This is a genomic window from Geobacillus subterraneus (assembly GCF_001618685.1).
Classification (GTDB): Bacteria; Bacillota; Bacilli; order Bacillales; family Anoxybacillaceae; genus Geobacillus; species Geobacillus subterraneus.
In genome coordinates this window covers 2,884,124-2,899,094 of record NZ_CP014342.1, presented here as the reverse complement: position 1 = coordinate 2,899,094, position 14,971 = coordinate 2,884,124, and the positions used below count along the sequence as shown (strand labels likewise).

Below are 14,971 nucleotides of genomic sequence, written 5' to 3'. Positions count from 1 at the left end.
ATGGTCAAGCACCGTTCCGAGCTGCTCTTTTTGTATGATGTGCAATGGGCAAACCCGAATGGCGATCCGGTTGACGGGAACAAGCCGCGCATCGATGAGGAAACGGGGAAGAATATTGTCACCGATGTTCGGCTGAAACGGACGATTCGGGATTATTTATATGACTATCGTCAACAAGAAATTTTTGTCCGCGAAATTGCGCAAGACGATGAGTATATTCAAGATGCGAAGGCCCGGGCGGAAGACTTTTTAGTGAAAGACGGCGAGAAACTAGATAAATCGAAACTGACCTTACGCGAAATGAAAAAAATCATCAACGATGAAGTGCTGCGTCAATGCATTGATGTGCGGTTGTTTGGCGTGACATTGCCGATCGAAAAAAATCAAAAGGAAAAAAGCTCAATTACCCATACAGGGCCGGTCCAATTTAAAATGGGGCAATCGCTGCATCGGGTGAAGATGGAGTATATCAAAGGAACCGGAGCGTTTGCCTCAGGTGGGCAAATGACACAAAAGACGTTCCGTGAGGAATATGTGTTGCCTTATTCCCTCATTGCTTTTTACGGGATGATCAATGAGGCGGCGGCGCGCTTCACGGGATTAACGGAAGAAGATGTGGAGTTGCTGATGGAAGCGATGTGGGAAGGTACGAAAAACTTAATTTCGCGTTCGAAAGTTGGACATGTTCCGCGGTTGCTTCTTCGCGTCGTCTATCAAGAGCCGTACTTCCATATCGGAGAGTTGGATAAGTATATTTCTCTTCACACCGAAAAAGCGGAAGAGGAAATTCGGGATGTCAGCGATTATGTGCTCGATGTGTCGCGATTGGCTGAAGTATTGGTTCAACAGAAAGAACACATCGCCAACATCGAGCTGCGTCAGGACGGAAGGCTTGCGTGCAGTGAGAATCTGGCTGAGCGCTTGCGCAAAGAAGGAATCACTGTCGATATTCGGTAACAGGGAATGAGTGCGATGAATGTGCTTGTATTTGATGTTCGAGCCGATTTTGGCCATTTTCGCCAAATGTATTCGACTTCCTCGCCGCTGACGCACTCGTTTATTCCCCCAACGGCTCTTTTTGGTTTGCTTGGCGCCATCGTTGGAGTGGGAAAAGAGGATAATGACTATTTGCGGGTGTTTAACCATGAGACGACGAATGTGGCTGTACGCCTGATGGAACCTGTACGAAAAACGAGAGTCGGCATCAACTATGTCAACACAAAAGGAAATATATGGGTCCCGAAGCAACGGCGGGAAGGAGCACGAACGCAAATTCGCGTGGAGTTTTTGCGTTTTCCTCGTTTCCGTTGCTACGTATATATGAACGATCATGAGCGATTTTCGCAGCTTGTTGATTTCGTTCGGCAGCACAAAAGCGTCTATACGCCGTGTCTAGGATTGAGTGAATGTTTAGCAGATGTACGGTTTGTCGCTGTAGACGATTTTCATCGGGTTGAAGCGATGGACAAAGAGCCTGTGCCTATTTGTTCGGTCATCCCAGGAAGAGACATACAAGCGCTGAAAGTAGAGCCGGGAAAAGAGTATCGCAAGGAACGAGTGGCTTGGGAGATGGATCCGGCACGGGTAGTTTCTCGGTATGAAGAAGTGATTTTCGAGGCGGGGGCGCGTCCGCTCCTCGCTTCGGTCCCTTATTATTGGGAGAATGCGCAAGGAGAACGGATTGTCTTTTTCTATTCGAATGGAAAGGGAGAGTAGGATGTATTCTCATCCCCATTATTTTTTGTCGGATCATTTGCGAGGGGTGGAACAGCTTTCCTCCCTCTTTTTGTCTGAAAAGTCCGTCCGTCTCGCTGAGTCCGGACAGTTGGGGGAAGTGAATCGGTGGATTGCGCTTTTTCATGATATCGGCAAAAGTCATGCCTTCTTCCAGCAATACATCCAATCACCGGATTCCTTTCAAGGTCCGCCTGCATTAAAAAGCCATGCGCTTTTGTCGGCTGTCCTCGTAGCGGTTTTTTTACAAGAAAAGGGGATGGATGAGTTTTGGCGATTGTTGGCGTTTCTTGTCGTGAAGCGGCATCATGGGAATTTAGACGATTGGCTGGAAGAACTGAAGCGGATGGGGGACGAGGCCAAGACGTTGTTGAAACGTCAAGCTGAAGCAACAGACTTTTCCGCACTATCCAAACAGATGGCCTGTTTGGGTGTTGGACAAGAAGCGATTTGGACGAAAGAAGTGTGGTTAGCGTGGATTGAACGATTTTTTGCCGAAGCTCGCTCGTTGCGCCGCTGGATCATGAAATGGAATCGAAGCAATGATTCGCTTGTGCCATATTTGCAACTGTTGTTTCTCTTCTCTCTGCTCATTGATGCAGATAAGTCAGAAGTTGGAATTTTGCAAAAGCAGTCATGGTCGTTTTCCGGGCGCAAGGACATTCCGGCTGATTTGATTCTGCGCTATAAGCAGCAACAATCGTGGCCGAAAACGAAGTTGAATGAATGGAGAGAGCGGGCGTTTCAAGAAGTGGATCAGGCGCCGATCGATTTGCGTCATCATGTGTATTCGTTGAACTTGCCAACCGGAATGGGAAAAACGTTAGCCGGTCTCCACTTTGCCTTGCGTCTTCGCCACGAAATCGAACGCCGTCAACAGGTGACGCCCCGAATCATTTACAGTCTTCCTTTTCTCAGCATCATTGACCAGACGGCAAGTGTTCTAAAAGACGTTTTTGCTGCGAGCGGAATGCAGGAGGATCACCAGCTTTGGCTTGCGCATCATCATCTGGCTGATATGCGTTATGTGACAAGGCAAGATGAGGAGCGTTACGACGCTGATTATGAGGCAGCGAAACTGTTGGTGGAAGGTTGGCATTCGGAATTGATTGTGACTACCTTTGTGCAGCTGTTCGAAACGATTTTTTCTCACCGCAATGCTTCACTGCGCAAATTTCATCGGTTGGCCAATTCCATTATTCTCATCGATGAGGTGCAGGCCGTTCCTCATCGTTATTGGTTGGCTGTTCGCCGCTTGTTTGCTGCGATGGCGGAAGAACTCGGCTGTTATTTTATCTTCAGCTCGGCAACGGATCCAAAATGGTTTCCAGAAGCGGTTTCCCTTGTCAATGAATCGGCCTATTTTCAACTGCTTTCCCGGGTGACCTTGCATCCAGACATCGACGAACCGCTAGAGATCGAGGAGTTTGCTCGGCAAATCGAGTGGGATGGGGAAAAAACGTACTTATTCATTTTGAATACGATTGAGAGTGCTAAAGCTTTATACCGTGCCTTTCTAGACGAAGGCATAGATGAGGGGGACATGACGTTTCTGTCTACTCATATTCCGCCAAAAGAACGCCTGCGGCGGATCATGGCAGCGAAAAACGGGGAGTATCGGATTGTCGTTAGCACGCAGTTGATCGAGGCGGGGGTTGATATTGATTTTGATGTGGTCTACCGAGACTTTGCCCCCTTGGATTCCATCCAGCAGGCAGCTGGAAGGTGCAACCGCCACGGACAGCGAGGAGGGAAGGTGCACATTGTTCGCTTAACAGACAACAAAAAGCGATTATACGCGAGCTATATTTATGATGCGATCCGCTTAGACATTACACAGGCTTTGTTAAAAGGAAAAGCGAAAATAGAGGAAAGCGAATTTTTACAGTTGATTACAGCCTATTTCGAAACGCTGGCTGCACGAATGAGCAATAACGAGTCCGAACGGCTGTTAAAAGGGATGATGACGCTGTACTTTGATGGGGAAGAAACCGTTGACCGCCTTCCTGTGTCGCATTTTCACCTGATTGAAGGAGAAGGGGAAAAACTCAATGTCTTTATTGAGCTGGATGAGGAAGCGAGCGAAGTGTTTCGTGAATATGAGACCATTTTGCGAATCAGCGATCGGTGGGAGCGGAGGAAGAGATTTTCTGATATTAAAACCCGCTTTTTTCAATATGTCATTGCGATTCCAGCGCGGGTAGATCACCAACCGCCGATTGTCCATGGGATCGGGTATGTGGGACACGATTCGCTGTCAGACTTTTACGATGAGGCGCTCGGGTACCGGACGAAAAGTGAAGGGCTCATTTGGTAGGTGAGATCGATGGAATATGAAATGCCTGTGACGGGAACGGACATTTGGTACTATTACATTTGTCCGCGCGAAGTTTGGCTGATGAAGCATCAGATTGCTCCAGACCAAGAAGATGAAGCGATAGAAATTGGGAGATTTCTTTCTGAAACAACTTACCAGAGAGACAAGAAAGAAATATCGATAGGTTCCATTGTCATTGATCGCATCCGTCAAGAAGACGGCCAGTTGATTATAGGAGAAGTGAAGAAGTCATTGAGCTATTTAAAAAGCGCTCGAATGCAGCTGTTATACTATTTAGATACGTTGAGACAGGCGGGGATCTACGCGGAAGGGGAACTGTTGTTTCCAAAGGAGCGGAAAAAAGAATGTGTCGAATGGACCGAGGAAGGGCGGCATGAGTTAGAACGTGCCATTGCCGACATCCGTCGCATCGTGCGAATGCCTGTCCCACCGCCGCCGAAAAAGATATCATTTTGCGGCAAATGCGCCTACCGTGAATATTGTTGGGCGGAGGAATAGAAATGAAAAAGACGCTTTATATTTTCCAAAATGGTGAACTTCGTCGCAAAGACAATAGCCTGTATTTCGAAACAGAAGGACGTAAACGTTATATACCGGTAGAAAATACGAATGATATCACGAGTGTTGATTATCCAAAATTATACATACGCCTTCCATAAATTTGGGCATACTCAAACAAAGCAGCGGCCATCCCGGATTTCCAATCGAGAGGAAGCTGCCCAGAGAAAAAACGGCGAACGAACGAAATGAAGGAAAGAGAGACGTTCGTCTGTTTTTTGGTTTGATCATACAGCCATCGCAGCAACACATACGCGATGAACGCCGCAAACAGTTGGTTGTATACCGCATTTTCCGTCGTGCCAAACAAGGTCGGGACATTCAGATATTGCTTCACCCAACGGAAAAAGACTTCAACGGTCCAACGTTGTTGGTACATGTCGGCAATGGTTTCCGCAGACGCATGGAAGAGGTTCGTCACGACCCGAATGTCGCGGCCATTTGCATCTCGAAAGATCACTACCCGGTGACGCTTGGTCGATCGGCATTGTTTCGTCCCCAACTGGCACGTGAAGTCGGCTTGAACCGATGAAGATGTGCTGGAAAGGCGTTTCAAGCTTTTTTTCTGATGAAGTTCGATGTTGTCCTTCATTCGAATGACAAAGAGCTGATGCTGCTCCACAAATCGATCGAGGCGTTCGATTTTGAAATACGCCCGGTCTTCCACCAGCACTTGTTGAGCGTTCGTCAACTGTTCTCCCACTGGGCCATCGTGACGCAGTCCGGTCGTTTCCACCACGTCTGCCGGCAGCGAGGATTCCGGCGAATACGCGACGTGCAGCTTCACTCCGGCGCGTTCGCCGTGATACGGCGCCCATGGGAGGCGGTTTTTCCCGACCGTGACGGTCGTCGAATCCACCACCCGAAGCGGTTTGGGAAACCGAAGCGAACGGCGGGTTTGGCGGTTGCACTTGGAAATGATCAACGCCAACAAGCGTTTCATGATGTCATAGGGAACTTCTTTCGCTTTCTTGGATACAGTTGAATAATGGAATCGCGGCAATCCATACAGAGGCCCCACATCGGCTCCGTGGCGAAAGCTTTTCCATTGATGCATGGCGGCCAGCAGGAAGAAGTGAATCAACTCGCGCAACGTAAAGGTTCGAGACGAATCACGATACCCAACCGCTTCGGCAATCAGTTGAATCTCTTCATCCGAAACAAGTTTTTGCATCAAATTCGGGAGTGTGGTATGCTTGTTCATAGAGAGCACCTCCTGGGTTTGTTTGTGTCGTTACTCACATTCTACAGGAAAGGTGCTCTTTTTTCTATACCCTTTGGATTTTATTGGATAATCAACACGCCTGGAATGATATTTATATTTTCGGGGAAGTGGACGTGTCGAAACGGTTTTTGGAGTTTGCGGCGCAAAAAGAGATCATCGTTCATTACTTTAATCATTATGGCTATTACGTCGGCTCCTTTTATCCGCGAGAACATTTAAATTCCGGACATGTCATAGTAAAGCAAGCGGAGCATTACATTGATCCGGCCAAACGATTAGAGCTTGCCCGCCTGTTTGTTCAAGGCTCCATCCGCCAAATGGAGCGGGTGCTCAAGTATTACCGTTCCCGCCTTTCTGAACCGGAGGAATTGGAAAAAGCGCTGCAATCGATCGAACGGGAAGAAGGGAGGTTGAATCAGGCGGAAACGGTGGAGCAGTTAATGGCGGCAGAAGGTCATATTCGTGAAGCGTATTATGCTTCGTTCGATACCATCATCCGTCATCCAGATTTTGTGTTTGAAAAGCGGACCAAACGGCCGCCGCATAATCGTTTGAACGCACTGATTAGCTTTGGGAACTCGATTGTGTACACGATGTGTTTGAGTGAAATTTATAAGACGTATTTAGATCCGCGCATTGGCTTTTTGCATAGCACGAACTTTCGCCGCTTTTCATTGAATTTGGATATTGCGGAAATTTTTAAACCGATCATTGTCGATCGCTTGATTTTCACCTTAGTGAATCGACATATGTTGTCGCATAAGCATTTTGAGAAATTAACCGACGGCATTTTGTTAAATGAAGAAGGAAGAAAGTTATTTGTCAGTGAATTGGAGAAGAAAATGCAGACGACGGTTCAACATCGTCATCTGGGGAAGTCTGTATCGTATCGTCGTCTCATTCGCCTTGAGTTATATAAAGTTCAAAAGCATCTTCTCGGTGAAAAAACGTACGAGCCTTATGCAGCTCGTTGGTAGGTGGAAGCACTATGTTTGTGATTCTCGTGTACGATTTTAACGAAAAGCGCGTGGCCAAAGCGTTGAAAATTGCTCGCAAATATCTTCATTGGGTGCAAAACTCGGTGTTTGAAGGGGAGATCACAACGGCGAATTACGAAAAGTTAAAGATGGAACTGCGCCAAATGATGGATCCTGATGAGGACTCGGTCATTTTTTACACGTTTCGTACCCAAAAGTACTCGAAAAGAGAAGAAATGGGGTTGAAAAAGGGAGGGGATGAGTTCATCTTATAATGAAGAAGGAACGGCATTTATCTTAATTAGGCGAGAAGACTCCCACTTCAACGAAGCGAAGCGGAGTAAGTGGGAGATGAATCGCCTTAACTATATTTTGCTGAAAATAGGATAGATTCAGTAAAATATAGTATCATATAGTTAGATGGGAGGTGAAAACATGTATTTTTGTATCAAACAACAGCTAAATGGTTTGACCAAAGAAGAATACTTGACTCTTCGAGAACTGTGCCATATTGCCAAGAACATGTACAACGTCGGATTGTACAATGTCAGACAATACTATTTTGAACACAAGGAATTTCTTAATTATGAGAAAAACTATCATCTTGCAAAAACTAACGAAAACTATAAGCTGTTAAACAGCAACATGGCACAGCAAATTTTAAAAAAGGTCAATGAAGCCTTTAAATCTTTCTTTGGTTTGATCAGTCTTGCCAAACAAGGAAAATATGACCACAAGGCTATCAGTATTCCAAAATATCTTAAAAAAGATGGCTTTCATTCACTGATCATTGGCCAGATTCGTATAGACGGCAACAAATTCACGATACCGTATTCTCGCCTATTTAAAAAGACTCACAAGCCTATCACGATAACGATTCCGCCTGTGTTGCTGGACAAAAAGATTAAGCAGATTGAAATCATTCCTAAGCATCATGCCAGGTTCTTTGAGATTCAGTACAAATATGAAATGCCTGAAGATCAAAGAGAATTAAACGACCAAAAAGCACTGGCAATTGATTTAGGATTAAACAATCTTGCCACTTGTGTCACATCAGACGGCAGATCATTCATCATTGATGGGCGGAGATTAAAAAGTATAAATCAATGGTTTAACAAAGAAAATGCCAGACTTCAAAGCATGAAAGATAAGCAAAAAATCAAAGGCACCACTCGTAAACAGGCTTTGCTTGCTATGAATCGCAATAATAAAGTGAATGATTATATCAACAAGACTTGCCGTTACATCATTAACTACTGTATTGAAAATCAAATTGGCAAACTTGTCATTGGCTATGCGGAAACATTACAACGCAATATTAATCTAGGAAAAAAGACAAATCAAAACTTTGTCAATATTCCTCTCGGTAACATAAAAGAAAAACTAGAATATCTTTGTGAATTTTACGGCATTGAATTCTTGAAACAGGAAGAATCATATACGTCTCAAGCCAGCTTTTTTGACGGCGATGAGATTCCTGAATATAATGCCGACAATCCAAAAGAATATAAGTTCAGCGGCAAACGTATTAAGCGCGGCTTGTATCGAACAAAGTCTGGCAAACTAATTAATGCTGATGTCAATGGCGCATTAAACATCTTAAAGAAAAGTAAAGCTGTAGACCTGAGTGTCTTATGCTCTAGCGGCGAAGTGGACACGCCTCAAAGAATAAGGATTGCTTGAAGCAGTCAAACTTCTTTGGAAGCCCCCACTTCAAATTTTCGCTAGAAAATTAAGTGGGGGTAGTTCACCTACAGAAGGCAGGGTATTCACATGAGACTGACCATTACGATGAACGGGCGGCAAGGCCCCGTGTCGCTGCCGCTTCATTATCAGCATTTGCTGCAAGGCCTGTTGTATCGTTCGCTAGAAAGTGAACGATTCGCGACGTTTTTGCATGAGATCGGCTTCCGCCATGAGAAGCGATCGTTTAAACTGTTTACGTTTAGCCGTCTAGTTGGAAGGCATGAAGTGGATAGGGGAAAGAAAACGATACGATTTTTGGACGATTTCCAATGGCATATCGACACGATTCTCCCGGATTTGACCGAGCAGCTCGGGCAGCAGTTGTTGCTGCGGCGGGAGATTTGGCTTTACGATCAGCCGGTGGAGGTCCAAAGCGTGAAGATGGACAAGGTGGAAATTGCCCAAAACACCATCGAGGTGGCCATGCTCTCCCCGCTGACCGTATACAGCACGTATGAAACGATCGATGGCAAAAAGAAAACGCATTTTTTCGGGCCGGACGACGACGTCTTTCCCCACCTCGTGGAGCTGAATTTCCGCCATAAATACGAAGCGTACTATGGCGTCGAGCCAGCAGAGAGATTGGTGATCCAGCCTGTCCATGTCCACCACCGTCATCGAGTGGTAACACGATTCAAAGATATGTATATTACGGGCTGGTTAGGCCATTATCGTCTTTCCTCTTCTCCCGAACAACTGACGTTTCTATACCACGTTGGCCTAGGCAGCCGCAATTCCCAAGGATTCGGCATGTTTCGGTTAATCAGCGAGTGAGCCATTCTGATTGTCGTCGACCTCCAATCGTGCAAAAACCCTAGGGGGTCGACGACATTGGTTTTGATCGCCTGATCCCTACAGCCATCATGGTTGAACTTGATTGACAGAATCTTCGAAACGTGTTATTCTGATGATGACGTTGAAGGGAAAAGGTTGATATGACAACACTTTTTGGGGTTTTTATCGTACCTATGAGGGATTGAAACTATGCTTGCGTTGTATTACCGACTTTTGGAGCATACACGTTTTTATCGTACCTATGAGGGATTGAAACAAACAGGCGTGCAGCAGTTCATGAACGAATGTTTGCGTTTTTATCGTACCTATGAGGGATTGAAACGACTTTATTTGCTTTACATTTTCATCGTACTATGAAGTTTTTATCGTACCTATGAGGGATTGAAACACACCTAAATTCGGGATACCAATTGGATGAGAAGCGTTTTTATCGTACCTATGAGGGATTGAAACTCCTTCTGCCGCTTCAAATACCCTTTCACCTTCTCAAGTTTTTATCGTACCTATGAGGGATTGAAACAACGTCCCGATCATCGTCCTGGCGCAGCTCAACCGGGTTTTTATCGTACCTATGAGGGATTGAAACGAACATCTTTTCAGAGCATAAGAAAACGCCTGTCGGTTTTTATCGTACCTATGAGGGATTGAAACTCGAACTCTACTGCCTCCCGCCACTCGCTAGGAAAGTTTTTATCGTACCTATGAGGGATTGAAACATGATACGGACATGCACATCATAGTTCGGCGCATTGTTTTTATCGTACCTATGAGGGATTGAAACTACCACAGCGATAATCTCAAGGGAACTATGATCGGTTTTTATTGTACCTATGAGGGATTGAAACTGATGATCAGAAACTCGAGTCGTTGCAGTCGGTTTTTGGTTTTTATCGTACCTACGACGGATTAAAACATAACTCAAACCCCAAGCTGCCTTCTTTGGCTTTGGCTGTTTTTATCGTACCTATAACGAATGAAAACCGACACCTACGTTTGCTCATCCAACCGGTTTCTTTGTAAACATTTGTGATGAAAAGAACGGAACTCCCTTTTTTGTGCATCACGGTTTTATAAATTTTTGGTTTTTCTATTTTAAGGTTAGAGAGCTAACCACCGCGACAGGAGGCTTCACATCGATGCGCCAAAAACTTCGCGATCTCGGGTTTTCGATCGGCACGCTTCCGACAGGGAAGCGGAATCAAATTACGGATGTGTCCGGCGTTCGGGTCGGGCATGTGACGATTCGTGAAGAGCGGGATGAACGGACGGTGGTCCGCACTGGGGTGACGGCGGTGTTGCCGCATGGGGGGAATTGGTTTTTAGAGAAGGTGCCGGCGGCGTGCTTTGTCCTGAACGGGTTCGGGAAAACCGCGGGACTTGTGCAAGTCGAGGAGCTGGGGACGATCGAGTCGCCGATTATGCTGACCAATACGTTCAGTGTCGGCGCTGTCTGGCAAGGGACGCTTGAGTATATGCTTGCGATGACGCCGGAGATCGGAGATACGACCGGGTCGGCCAACATTGTCGTCGGGGAATGCAATGACAGCTATTTGAATGCGGCGCGGGCGCTGGCGGTGACGAAGGCGCATGCGAAACAGGCGATTGCCGAAGCGCGGGTAGATATGGAAGAAGGAGCGGTCGGCGCGGGGACGGGGATGATGTGCTTCGGCTGGAAAGGGGGCGTCGGCAGTTCATCGCGGATCGCGGGCGGGATGTATACGGTCGGGGCGCTGGTGGTGAGCAATTTCGGCCGGCGCGAGGAGCTGCGGTTTGTGCCGTATGTGCCGCCGGCGTTCGATGAACGGGAAGTGCCGCCTGGGTCGATTATGATGATCATCGCGACCGATGCGCCGCTCGATGCCCGGCAGTTGAAGCGGCTGGCGAGGCGGGCGACGGTGGGGCTCGGGCGGACGGGAAGCTGCGTCCATCACGGGAGCGGTGATATTGTGATTGCGTTTTCCAACGCTTACACGATCCCGCATTTTTCCGATTCTGCCCTTCAATCGGTCCCGCCGCTCATCCGCGACGATGCGCCGCTTATGAATGAGCTGTTCCAAGCGGCGATTGAGGCGACCGAGGAAGCGATTTGGAATTCGCTCACGATGGCGGAGACGACAACCGGACGCAACGGGCGGATCGGGGAAGCGATTCCGTATGCGCTGCTGGAACGGATGAAACGGGCGTGGTGAGAATGGCTACAGCCGTCTTGCCAGCTGGACGGCGGTCATGGAGAGGGATGAAAGTCAAGATTATCGCATCGTTTGCATGGGGACAAGGCTCTCTGCTTGTGGCGTTGGCTCAACAAAACAGCCCGAAAGGAATCCGCCTTTCGGGCTCTGTCCGTTTTTCGCCGGGCGGCGTCTATCAGTGGAAAACGGCGGAGCACTGCCTCTTTTCGAATGAGAGGTCTGGCAAAACCGACGTTTCTTCGCCGGCGTTGCGAAACGGACCGGGCTTAGTGCCGGCTATGGAGGCGGTGTTTCCAAGCGGCGAGTTTTTCTTTTATGTCAAACGACTGCGCCCCCGCTGCCGCCTGGCGGTTGGCGTAGCCGACCAACGCGCCGGTGGCGATGAGCAAGAGGCCGGACAACGCGAACATGTAGGCGATGGAAAACAGCCCAGCGACCGCGCCGGCGGCGGTCGGGCCGGTCAAGTTGCCGAGAAAGCGGGAGCTGGCTGTGACGCCGAACACCCGCCCTTGGATGCGGCGCGGGCATTGCGCGTTGATCAGCGCTTGAAGGGCAGGCCATACCCCGCCGACGACAAGCCCTTGCAAGAAGCGCCAGACGTACAATTCATAAAGATGGTCCGTCCATACTTGCGGCAAGGCGAACAGGCCGGAGAGCAGAAGCAACATCGGCAGTGTTTTCTCCTGCCCGATCCGGTCGCCGAGCTTGCCTAAATACGGTGCGCCGATGATCGTGGCGATTCCGGTGATCGAGGAGGCGAGCCCTGATAGAAATGCGAGATTGCGAGAATCGCCGACGAGCGACTGGACGAAAATCGTCATCATCGAGTTGACGCCAAGAACGGCGATTTGCACGAGAAAGGTGGCGACAAACAAGATGACGAGCGGCCGATGGGCGAATACTTCTTTGAAACTGGCATGGCGCTCTTGCGTCTGCGGCGCGACGGGGTCTTTGTCGAGCCAAAAGACGACAGGAAGCAATGTCGCCAAAATGCAAAACCCGGTCACGAGAAACACCGGGCGGAAGCCGAACCAATCGGATAAGGCGCCGCCGATGAGCGGCCCGATGACGTTGCCGGCGATGCTTCCCGTCTGCAGCGTCCCGAGCGCCTCGCCGCTATGGTCTTTTGGCACGACGCGCGCCAAGTACGAAAACGAGACGGTGATGAATCCCGAGAAAAAGCCGACCAAAAAGCGAAGAACAAGCAGCGCCATCGGCGAATGGGCGAACGCCATGCAGCTGGTGATCAGCCCCATGCCAATCCCCGCGCGGATGAGGTTGGCGCGCTGGCCGTACTTGTCGGCGAACATGCCCCAAATCGGCGCCATGACAGCGGCTGATAGGAACGTGACGGAAAACACAAGTCCCGTCCAGATGCTCAAGGCGTGGTGCTCAGTGACGCCCATTTGCCATAAAAAGAGCGACAAAAAGGGAATGACCATCGTCATCCCGGCAGAAACCATGAAATTGCACAGCCAAAGAACGCGGACGCTTCGCTTCCAGTTCATAGGAGGTCATCTCCTGTATTATTTCGTTTCTCTAATGATTTTACCACGATGGAAAAACAAAGGAAACGATTTTGCTTCCGAACGGGGGAAAGCGAGAGTCAGGCCGTGCGACGGTGGGGAGCGGTGCCATTTCCCTGAACAAACACCATCCCCCTTGCCTGCCCGGCAAGGGGGTCATCTATGTCAAAGGGGGAGGGGATTAGGCGTTATTGGCTTGGGCTTCCTTCCATTTCGCTAATTCACGTTCCACTTCTTCCTCAAACGGCACGGGGGACAACGCAGCATTCGTCCCGAACCGGGCGGCGGACGCTTCGGCTTCTAAGGCGATGACGCGCTCTTCCATGCGGGCGAATCCGCGCAGCGCCTCGTCGGCGGAAAAGGAGGCGAGCGCCGAGTCGATTTGCTTCAACGCTTGCGCGGCGTTAACGCGGGTAGCGAGCTCCAGCTGCTTAGCTGCGAGCTCGTCGTACCGCTCGCGCAGTTGGTTTAGACGGTTGGCGACTTCCGCCGTTTTCGCTTTGATGGCGTCGTATTGTTGTTTGTACGCCTCCAGCTTTTTCTCATACAACAGCTTGTCGCGCAAGGCGAGTTTGGCGACGGCTTCTTCGTTGCGCTCGAGCGCCAGTTTCGCTTGGCGGCTCCGTTTTTCAATCGTCGCCTCCGCTTGGGCGATGAGCGTCTCATAGCGCCGCTCGGCGACCCATTGCTGGGCGAGCGCCTGGCGCCCTCGTTCGAGCTGCTTTTCAAGTTCACGCAAATATTGTTTCGTCATGGCGACGGGGTCTTCCCAGCGGTCGATTTGTTCGTTCACTTCAGCGAGAACGATCGTCTTCATTCGGCGAAAAATACCCATTTGATTGATCCTCCTTTTGAATTGATTTTTCCCATTCATCGAGCCAATCGGTGGAAACCGAAGGCGCCGCTGGCATCAACGCCTCAACAGCGGACGGTTTGCGCGCTTGACGCCGCCCCGAGGCGTACACCGCGGCCAGTGCAAGCAAAATCAACACCCATTTCGGCAAGATCGCAGCAACGCCTAAAGCGACAAGCGCCCAACCGATCCAGCGCTTCGACCGCGCCGCGGCGAGCCATATCGCCCCCGCGCCCACGAGCAAAAACGGAATGAGCCACCACATGAACAAACCTGCCATCATCCAGCCTTCGCGCGATCCCATGCCGAACTCTCGATGGTGATGTCCGAATCCATCGTGCACGCCGGCAAATGGAACGCCCGGACGGCCGTGCGCCATCACTTCATGCGGCGTCAGAACATGAAACGCGCTCCATCCAACGAGAGCAGCGAGCGCGATGAATAGGAACGTTTTTGCCTTTTTCACATCGTCACCTCCTTTTTTCGGCAGTGGACTGGCTTACGGTTTGTATTGTAGAGGGGGAAGGAGAAAATTAGGTGAAAAGCGAACATTTTTTTGAAGGATTTTTGAGTATATCATGAATAGGGGATCCGCCGCGAGATGGACGATGATTTTGACGGGCATCTGTTTTTTCTGACATTGTGGGGACGAAGGAGGGGAAGACGTGGTTCGGTCGTATGGGGTTGATGTGGGCGGCGCTTTGTTGGTGTTGTTGTTTTCCTTTTTGTTTCCGACGTTTTATGTTGGATATTATGCGTACGGCTCGTTTTTGGGGTTTGCCATCGGTTCGTTGATCGTCGGCTTGGCGAGAATTCGATGGCATCCGCAGGCGCGGTTCGGCGGTACTCTGATCGGTTCGTTCCTCATCATCGCGGTGTCTGTCCTCATCATCCGCCTGTTTCCGATCGAAATCCGCGATGTCGGAGACTTGGTTATGCAGTATATCAACGCGGTTGTGAATGCGTTGATATATTTGGCATTCTCCACGCCCTCCACCTGTTGCATCGCCTGAAGCAGGGCGACGTTCCG

The 14,971-nt window shown here is 49.2% G+C and carries 13 protein-coding genes, 2 pseudogenes and 1 CRISPR repeat array; of the genes and pseudogenes, 11 read left to right on the top strand and 4 right to left on the bottom strand.

Annotated elements, in window-relative coordinates:
* From cas7b to GS3922_RS18210, 5 genes and pseudogenes are all read left to right on the top strand, one after another.
* Positions 1-957, top strand: a complete 957-nt coding sequence (cas7b, locus tag GS3922_RS14075) for a type I-B CRISPR-associated protein Cas7/Csh2 (RefSeq protein ID WP_063166856.1) — start codon at positions 1-3, stop codon at positions 955-957.
* Positions 958-972: 15 nt separating this feature from the next.
* Positions 973-1,716, top strand: coding sequence for a type I-B CRISPR-associated protein Cas5b (gene cas5b, locus GS3922_RS14070; protein WP_063166855.1), 744 nt, complete (start codon positions 973-975; stop codon positions 1,714-1,716).
* A 1-nt stretch (position 1,717) separates the two neighbouring features.
* Positions 1,718-4,051, top strand: a complete 2,334-nt coding sequence (locus GS3922_RS14065; RefSeq protein WP_063166854.1) for a CRISPR-associated helicase/endonuclease Cas3 — start codon at positions 1,718-1,720, stop codon at positions 4,049-4,051.
* Positions 4,052-4,060: 9 nt separating this feature from the next.
* Complete coding sequence (gene cas4 / locus GS3922_RS14060) at positions 4,061-4,570, top strand: CRISPR-associated protein Cas4 (protein WP_063166853.1); 510 nt, start codon at positions 4,061-4,063, stop codon at positions 4,568-4,570.
* Between the two features lie 2 nt (positions 4,571-4,572).
* Positions 4,573-4,689: pseudogene (locus GS3922_RS18210) on the top strand (type I-B CRISPR-associated endonuclease Cas1b); the annotation flags it as partial.
* Between the two features lie 11 nt (positions 4,690-4,700).
* Here the strand turns inward: GS3922_RS18210 and GS3922_RS14055 are convergent.
* On the bottom strand, positions 4,701-5,834 hold the full coding sequence (locus GS3922_RS14055; protein ID WP_063165554.1) for an IS4-like element IS5377 family transposase: 1,134 nt from the start codon (positions 5,832-5,834) through the stop codon (positions 4,701-4,703).
* A 104-nt stretch (positions 5,835-5,938) separates the two neighbouring features.
* Here GS3922_RS14055 and cas1b point away from each other — a divergent pair.
* The 5 genes and pseudogenes from cas1b to GS3922_RS14030 all read left to right on the top strand — a co-directional run.
* Positions 5,939-6,832, top strand: a pseudogene (gene cas1b, locus GS3922_RS14050) (type I-B CRISPR-associated endonuclease Cas1b); the annotation flags it as partial.
* 11 nt (positions 6,833-6,843) lie between these two features.
* Entirely contained in the window at positions 6,844-7,107 is a 264-nt protein-coding gene (gene cas2 / locus GS3922_RS14045) for a CRISPR-associated endonuclease Cas2 (protein ID WP_063166851.1), read from the top strand.
* A gap of 160 nt (positions 7,108-7,267) precedes the next feature.
* A complete protein-coding gene (locus GS3922_RS14040; protein WP_063166850.1) occupies positions 7,268-8,515 on the top strand; it encodes an RNA-guided endonuclease InsQ/TnpB family protein in 1,248 nt (415 codons plus the stop codon).
* A 90-nt stretch (positions 8,516-8,605) separates the two neighbouring features.
* A complete protein-coding gene (gene cas6, locus GS3922_RS14035; protein WP_021321901.1) occupies positions 8,606-9,352 on the top strand; it encodes a CRISPR-associated endoribonuclease Cas6 in 747 nt (248 codons plus the stop codon).
* A 179-nt stretch (positions 9,353-9,531) separates the two neighbouring features.
* Positions 9,532-10,354: direct repeats of the CRISPR family, unit length 30 nt; unit sequence GTTTTTATCGTACCTATGAGGGATTGAAAC.
* Positions 10,355-10,509: 155 nt separating this feature from the next.
* Positions 10,510-11,562 carry a DmpA family aminopeptidase gene (locus GS3922_RS14030; protein ID WP_063166849.1) on the top strand — a complete coding sequence of 351 codons (1,053 nt, stop codon included), beginning with the start codon at positions 10,510-10,512 and terminating at the stop codon, positions 11,560-11,562.
* Between the two features lie 266 nt (positions 11,563-11,828).
* On the opposite strand, the gene GS3922_RS14025 is transcribed toward GS3922_RS14030, so the two are convergent.
* The 3 genes from GS3922_RS14025 to GS3922_RS14015 form a co-directional block, all read right to left on the bottom strand.
* Positions 11,829-13,070 (bottom strand): MFS transporter, encoded by a 1,242-nt coding sequence (locus GS3922_RS14025; RefSeq protein ID WP_063166848.1) that lies wholly within the window; start codon positions 13,068-13,070, stop codon positions 11,829-11,831.
* Between the two features lie 199 nt (positions 13,071-13,269).
* Positions 13,270-13,923, bottom strand: coding sequence for a PspA/IM30 family protein (locus tag GS3922_RS14020; protein ID WP_063166847.1), 654 nt, complete (start codon positions 13,921-13,923; stop codon positions 13,270-13,272).
* Positions 13,883-14,407 carry a hypothetical protein gene (locus tag GS3922_RS14015; RefSeq protein ID WP_063166846.1) on the bottom strand — a complete coding sequence of 175 codons (525 nt, stop codon included), beginning with the start codon at positions 14,405-14,407 and terminating at the stop codon, positions 13,883-13,885. Before GS3922_RS14015 ends, GS3922_RS14020 begins: the two co-directional genes overlap by 41 nt.
* 199 nt (positions 14,408-14,606) lie before the next feature.
* On the opposite strand from GS3922_RS14015, the gene GS3922_RS14010 reads away from it, so the two are divergent.
* On the top strand, positions 14,607-14,954 hold the full coding sequence (locus GS3922_RS14010; protein ID WP_015373855.1) for a hypothetical protein: 348 nt from the start codon (positions 14,607-14,609) through the stop codon (positions 14,952-14,954).
* Positions 14,955-14,971: the final 17 nt, after the last annotated feature.

Excerpts from the sequence above, each read along its gene's own strand:
- cas7b (WP_063166856.1), top strand. The coding sequence starts at position 1 with ATGGTCAAGCACCGTTCCGAGCTGCTCTTTTTGTATGATGTGCAATGG.
- cas5b (WP_063166855.1), top strand. The coding sequence starts at position 973 with ATGAATGTGCTTGTATTTGATGTTCGAGCCGATTTTGGCCATTTTCGC.
- GS3922_RS14065 (WP_063166854.1), top strand. The coding sequence starts at position 1,718 with ATGTATTCTCATCCCCATTATTTTTTGTCGGATCATTTGCGAGGGGTG.
- cas4 (WP_063166853.1), top strand. The coding sequence starts at position 4,061 with ATGGAATATGAAATGCCTGTGACGGGAACGGACATTTGGTACTATTAC.
- GS3922_RS14055 (WP_063165554.1), bottom strand. The coding sequence starts at position 5,834 with ATGAACAAGCATACCACACTCCCGAATTTGATGCAAAAACTTGTTTCG.
- cas2 (WP_063166851.1), top strand. The coding sequence starts at position 6,844 with ATGTTTGTGATTCTCGTGTACGATTTTAACGAAAAGCGCGTGGCCAAA.
- GS3922_RS14040 (WP_063166850.1), top strand. The coding sequence starts at position 7,268 with ATGTATTTTTGTATCAAACAACAGCTAAATGGTTTGACCAAAGAAGAA.
- cas6 (WP_021321901.1), top strand. The coding sequence starts at position 8,606 with ATGAGACTGACCATTACGATGAACGGGCGGCAAGGCCCCGTGTCGCTG.
- GS3922_RS14030 (WP_063166849.1), top strand. The coding sequence starts at position 10,510 with ATGCGCCAAAAACTTCGCGATCTCGGGTTTTCGATCGGCACGCTTCCG.
- GS3922_RS14025 (WP_063166848.1), bottom strand. The coding sequence starts at position 13,070 with ATGAACTGGAAGCGAAGCGTCCGCGTTCTTTGGCTGTGCAATTTCATG.
- GS3922_RS14020 (WP_063166847.1), bottom strand. The coding sequence starts at position 13,923 with ATGGGTATTTTTCGCCGAATGAAGACGATCGTTCTCGCTGAAGTGAAC.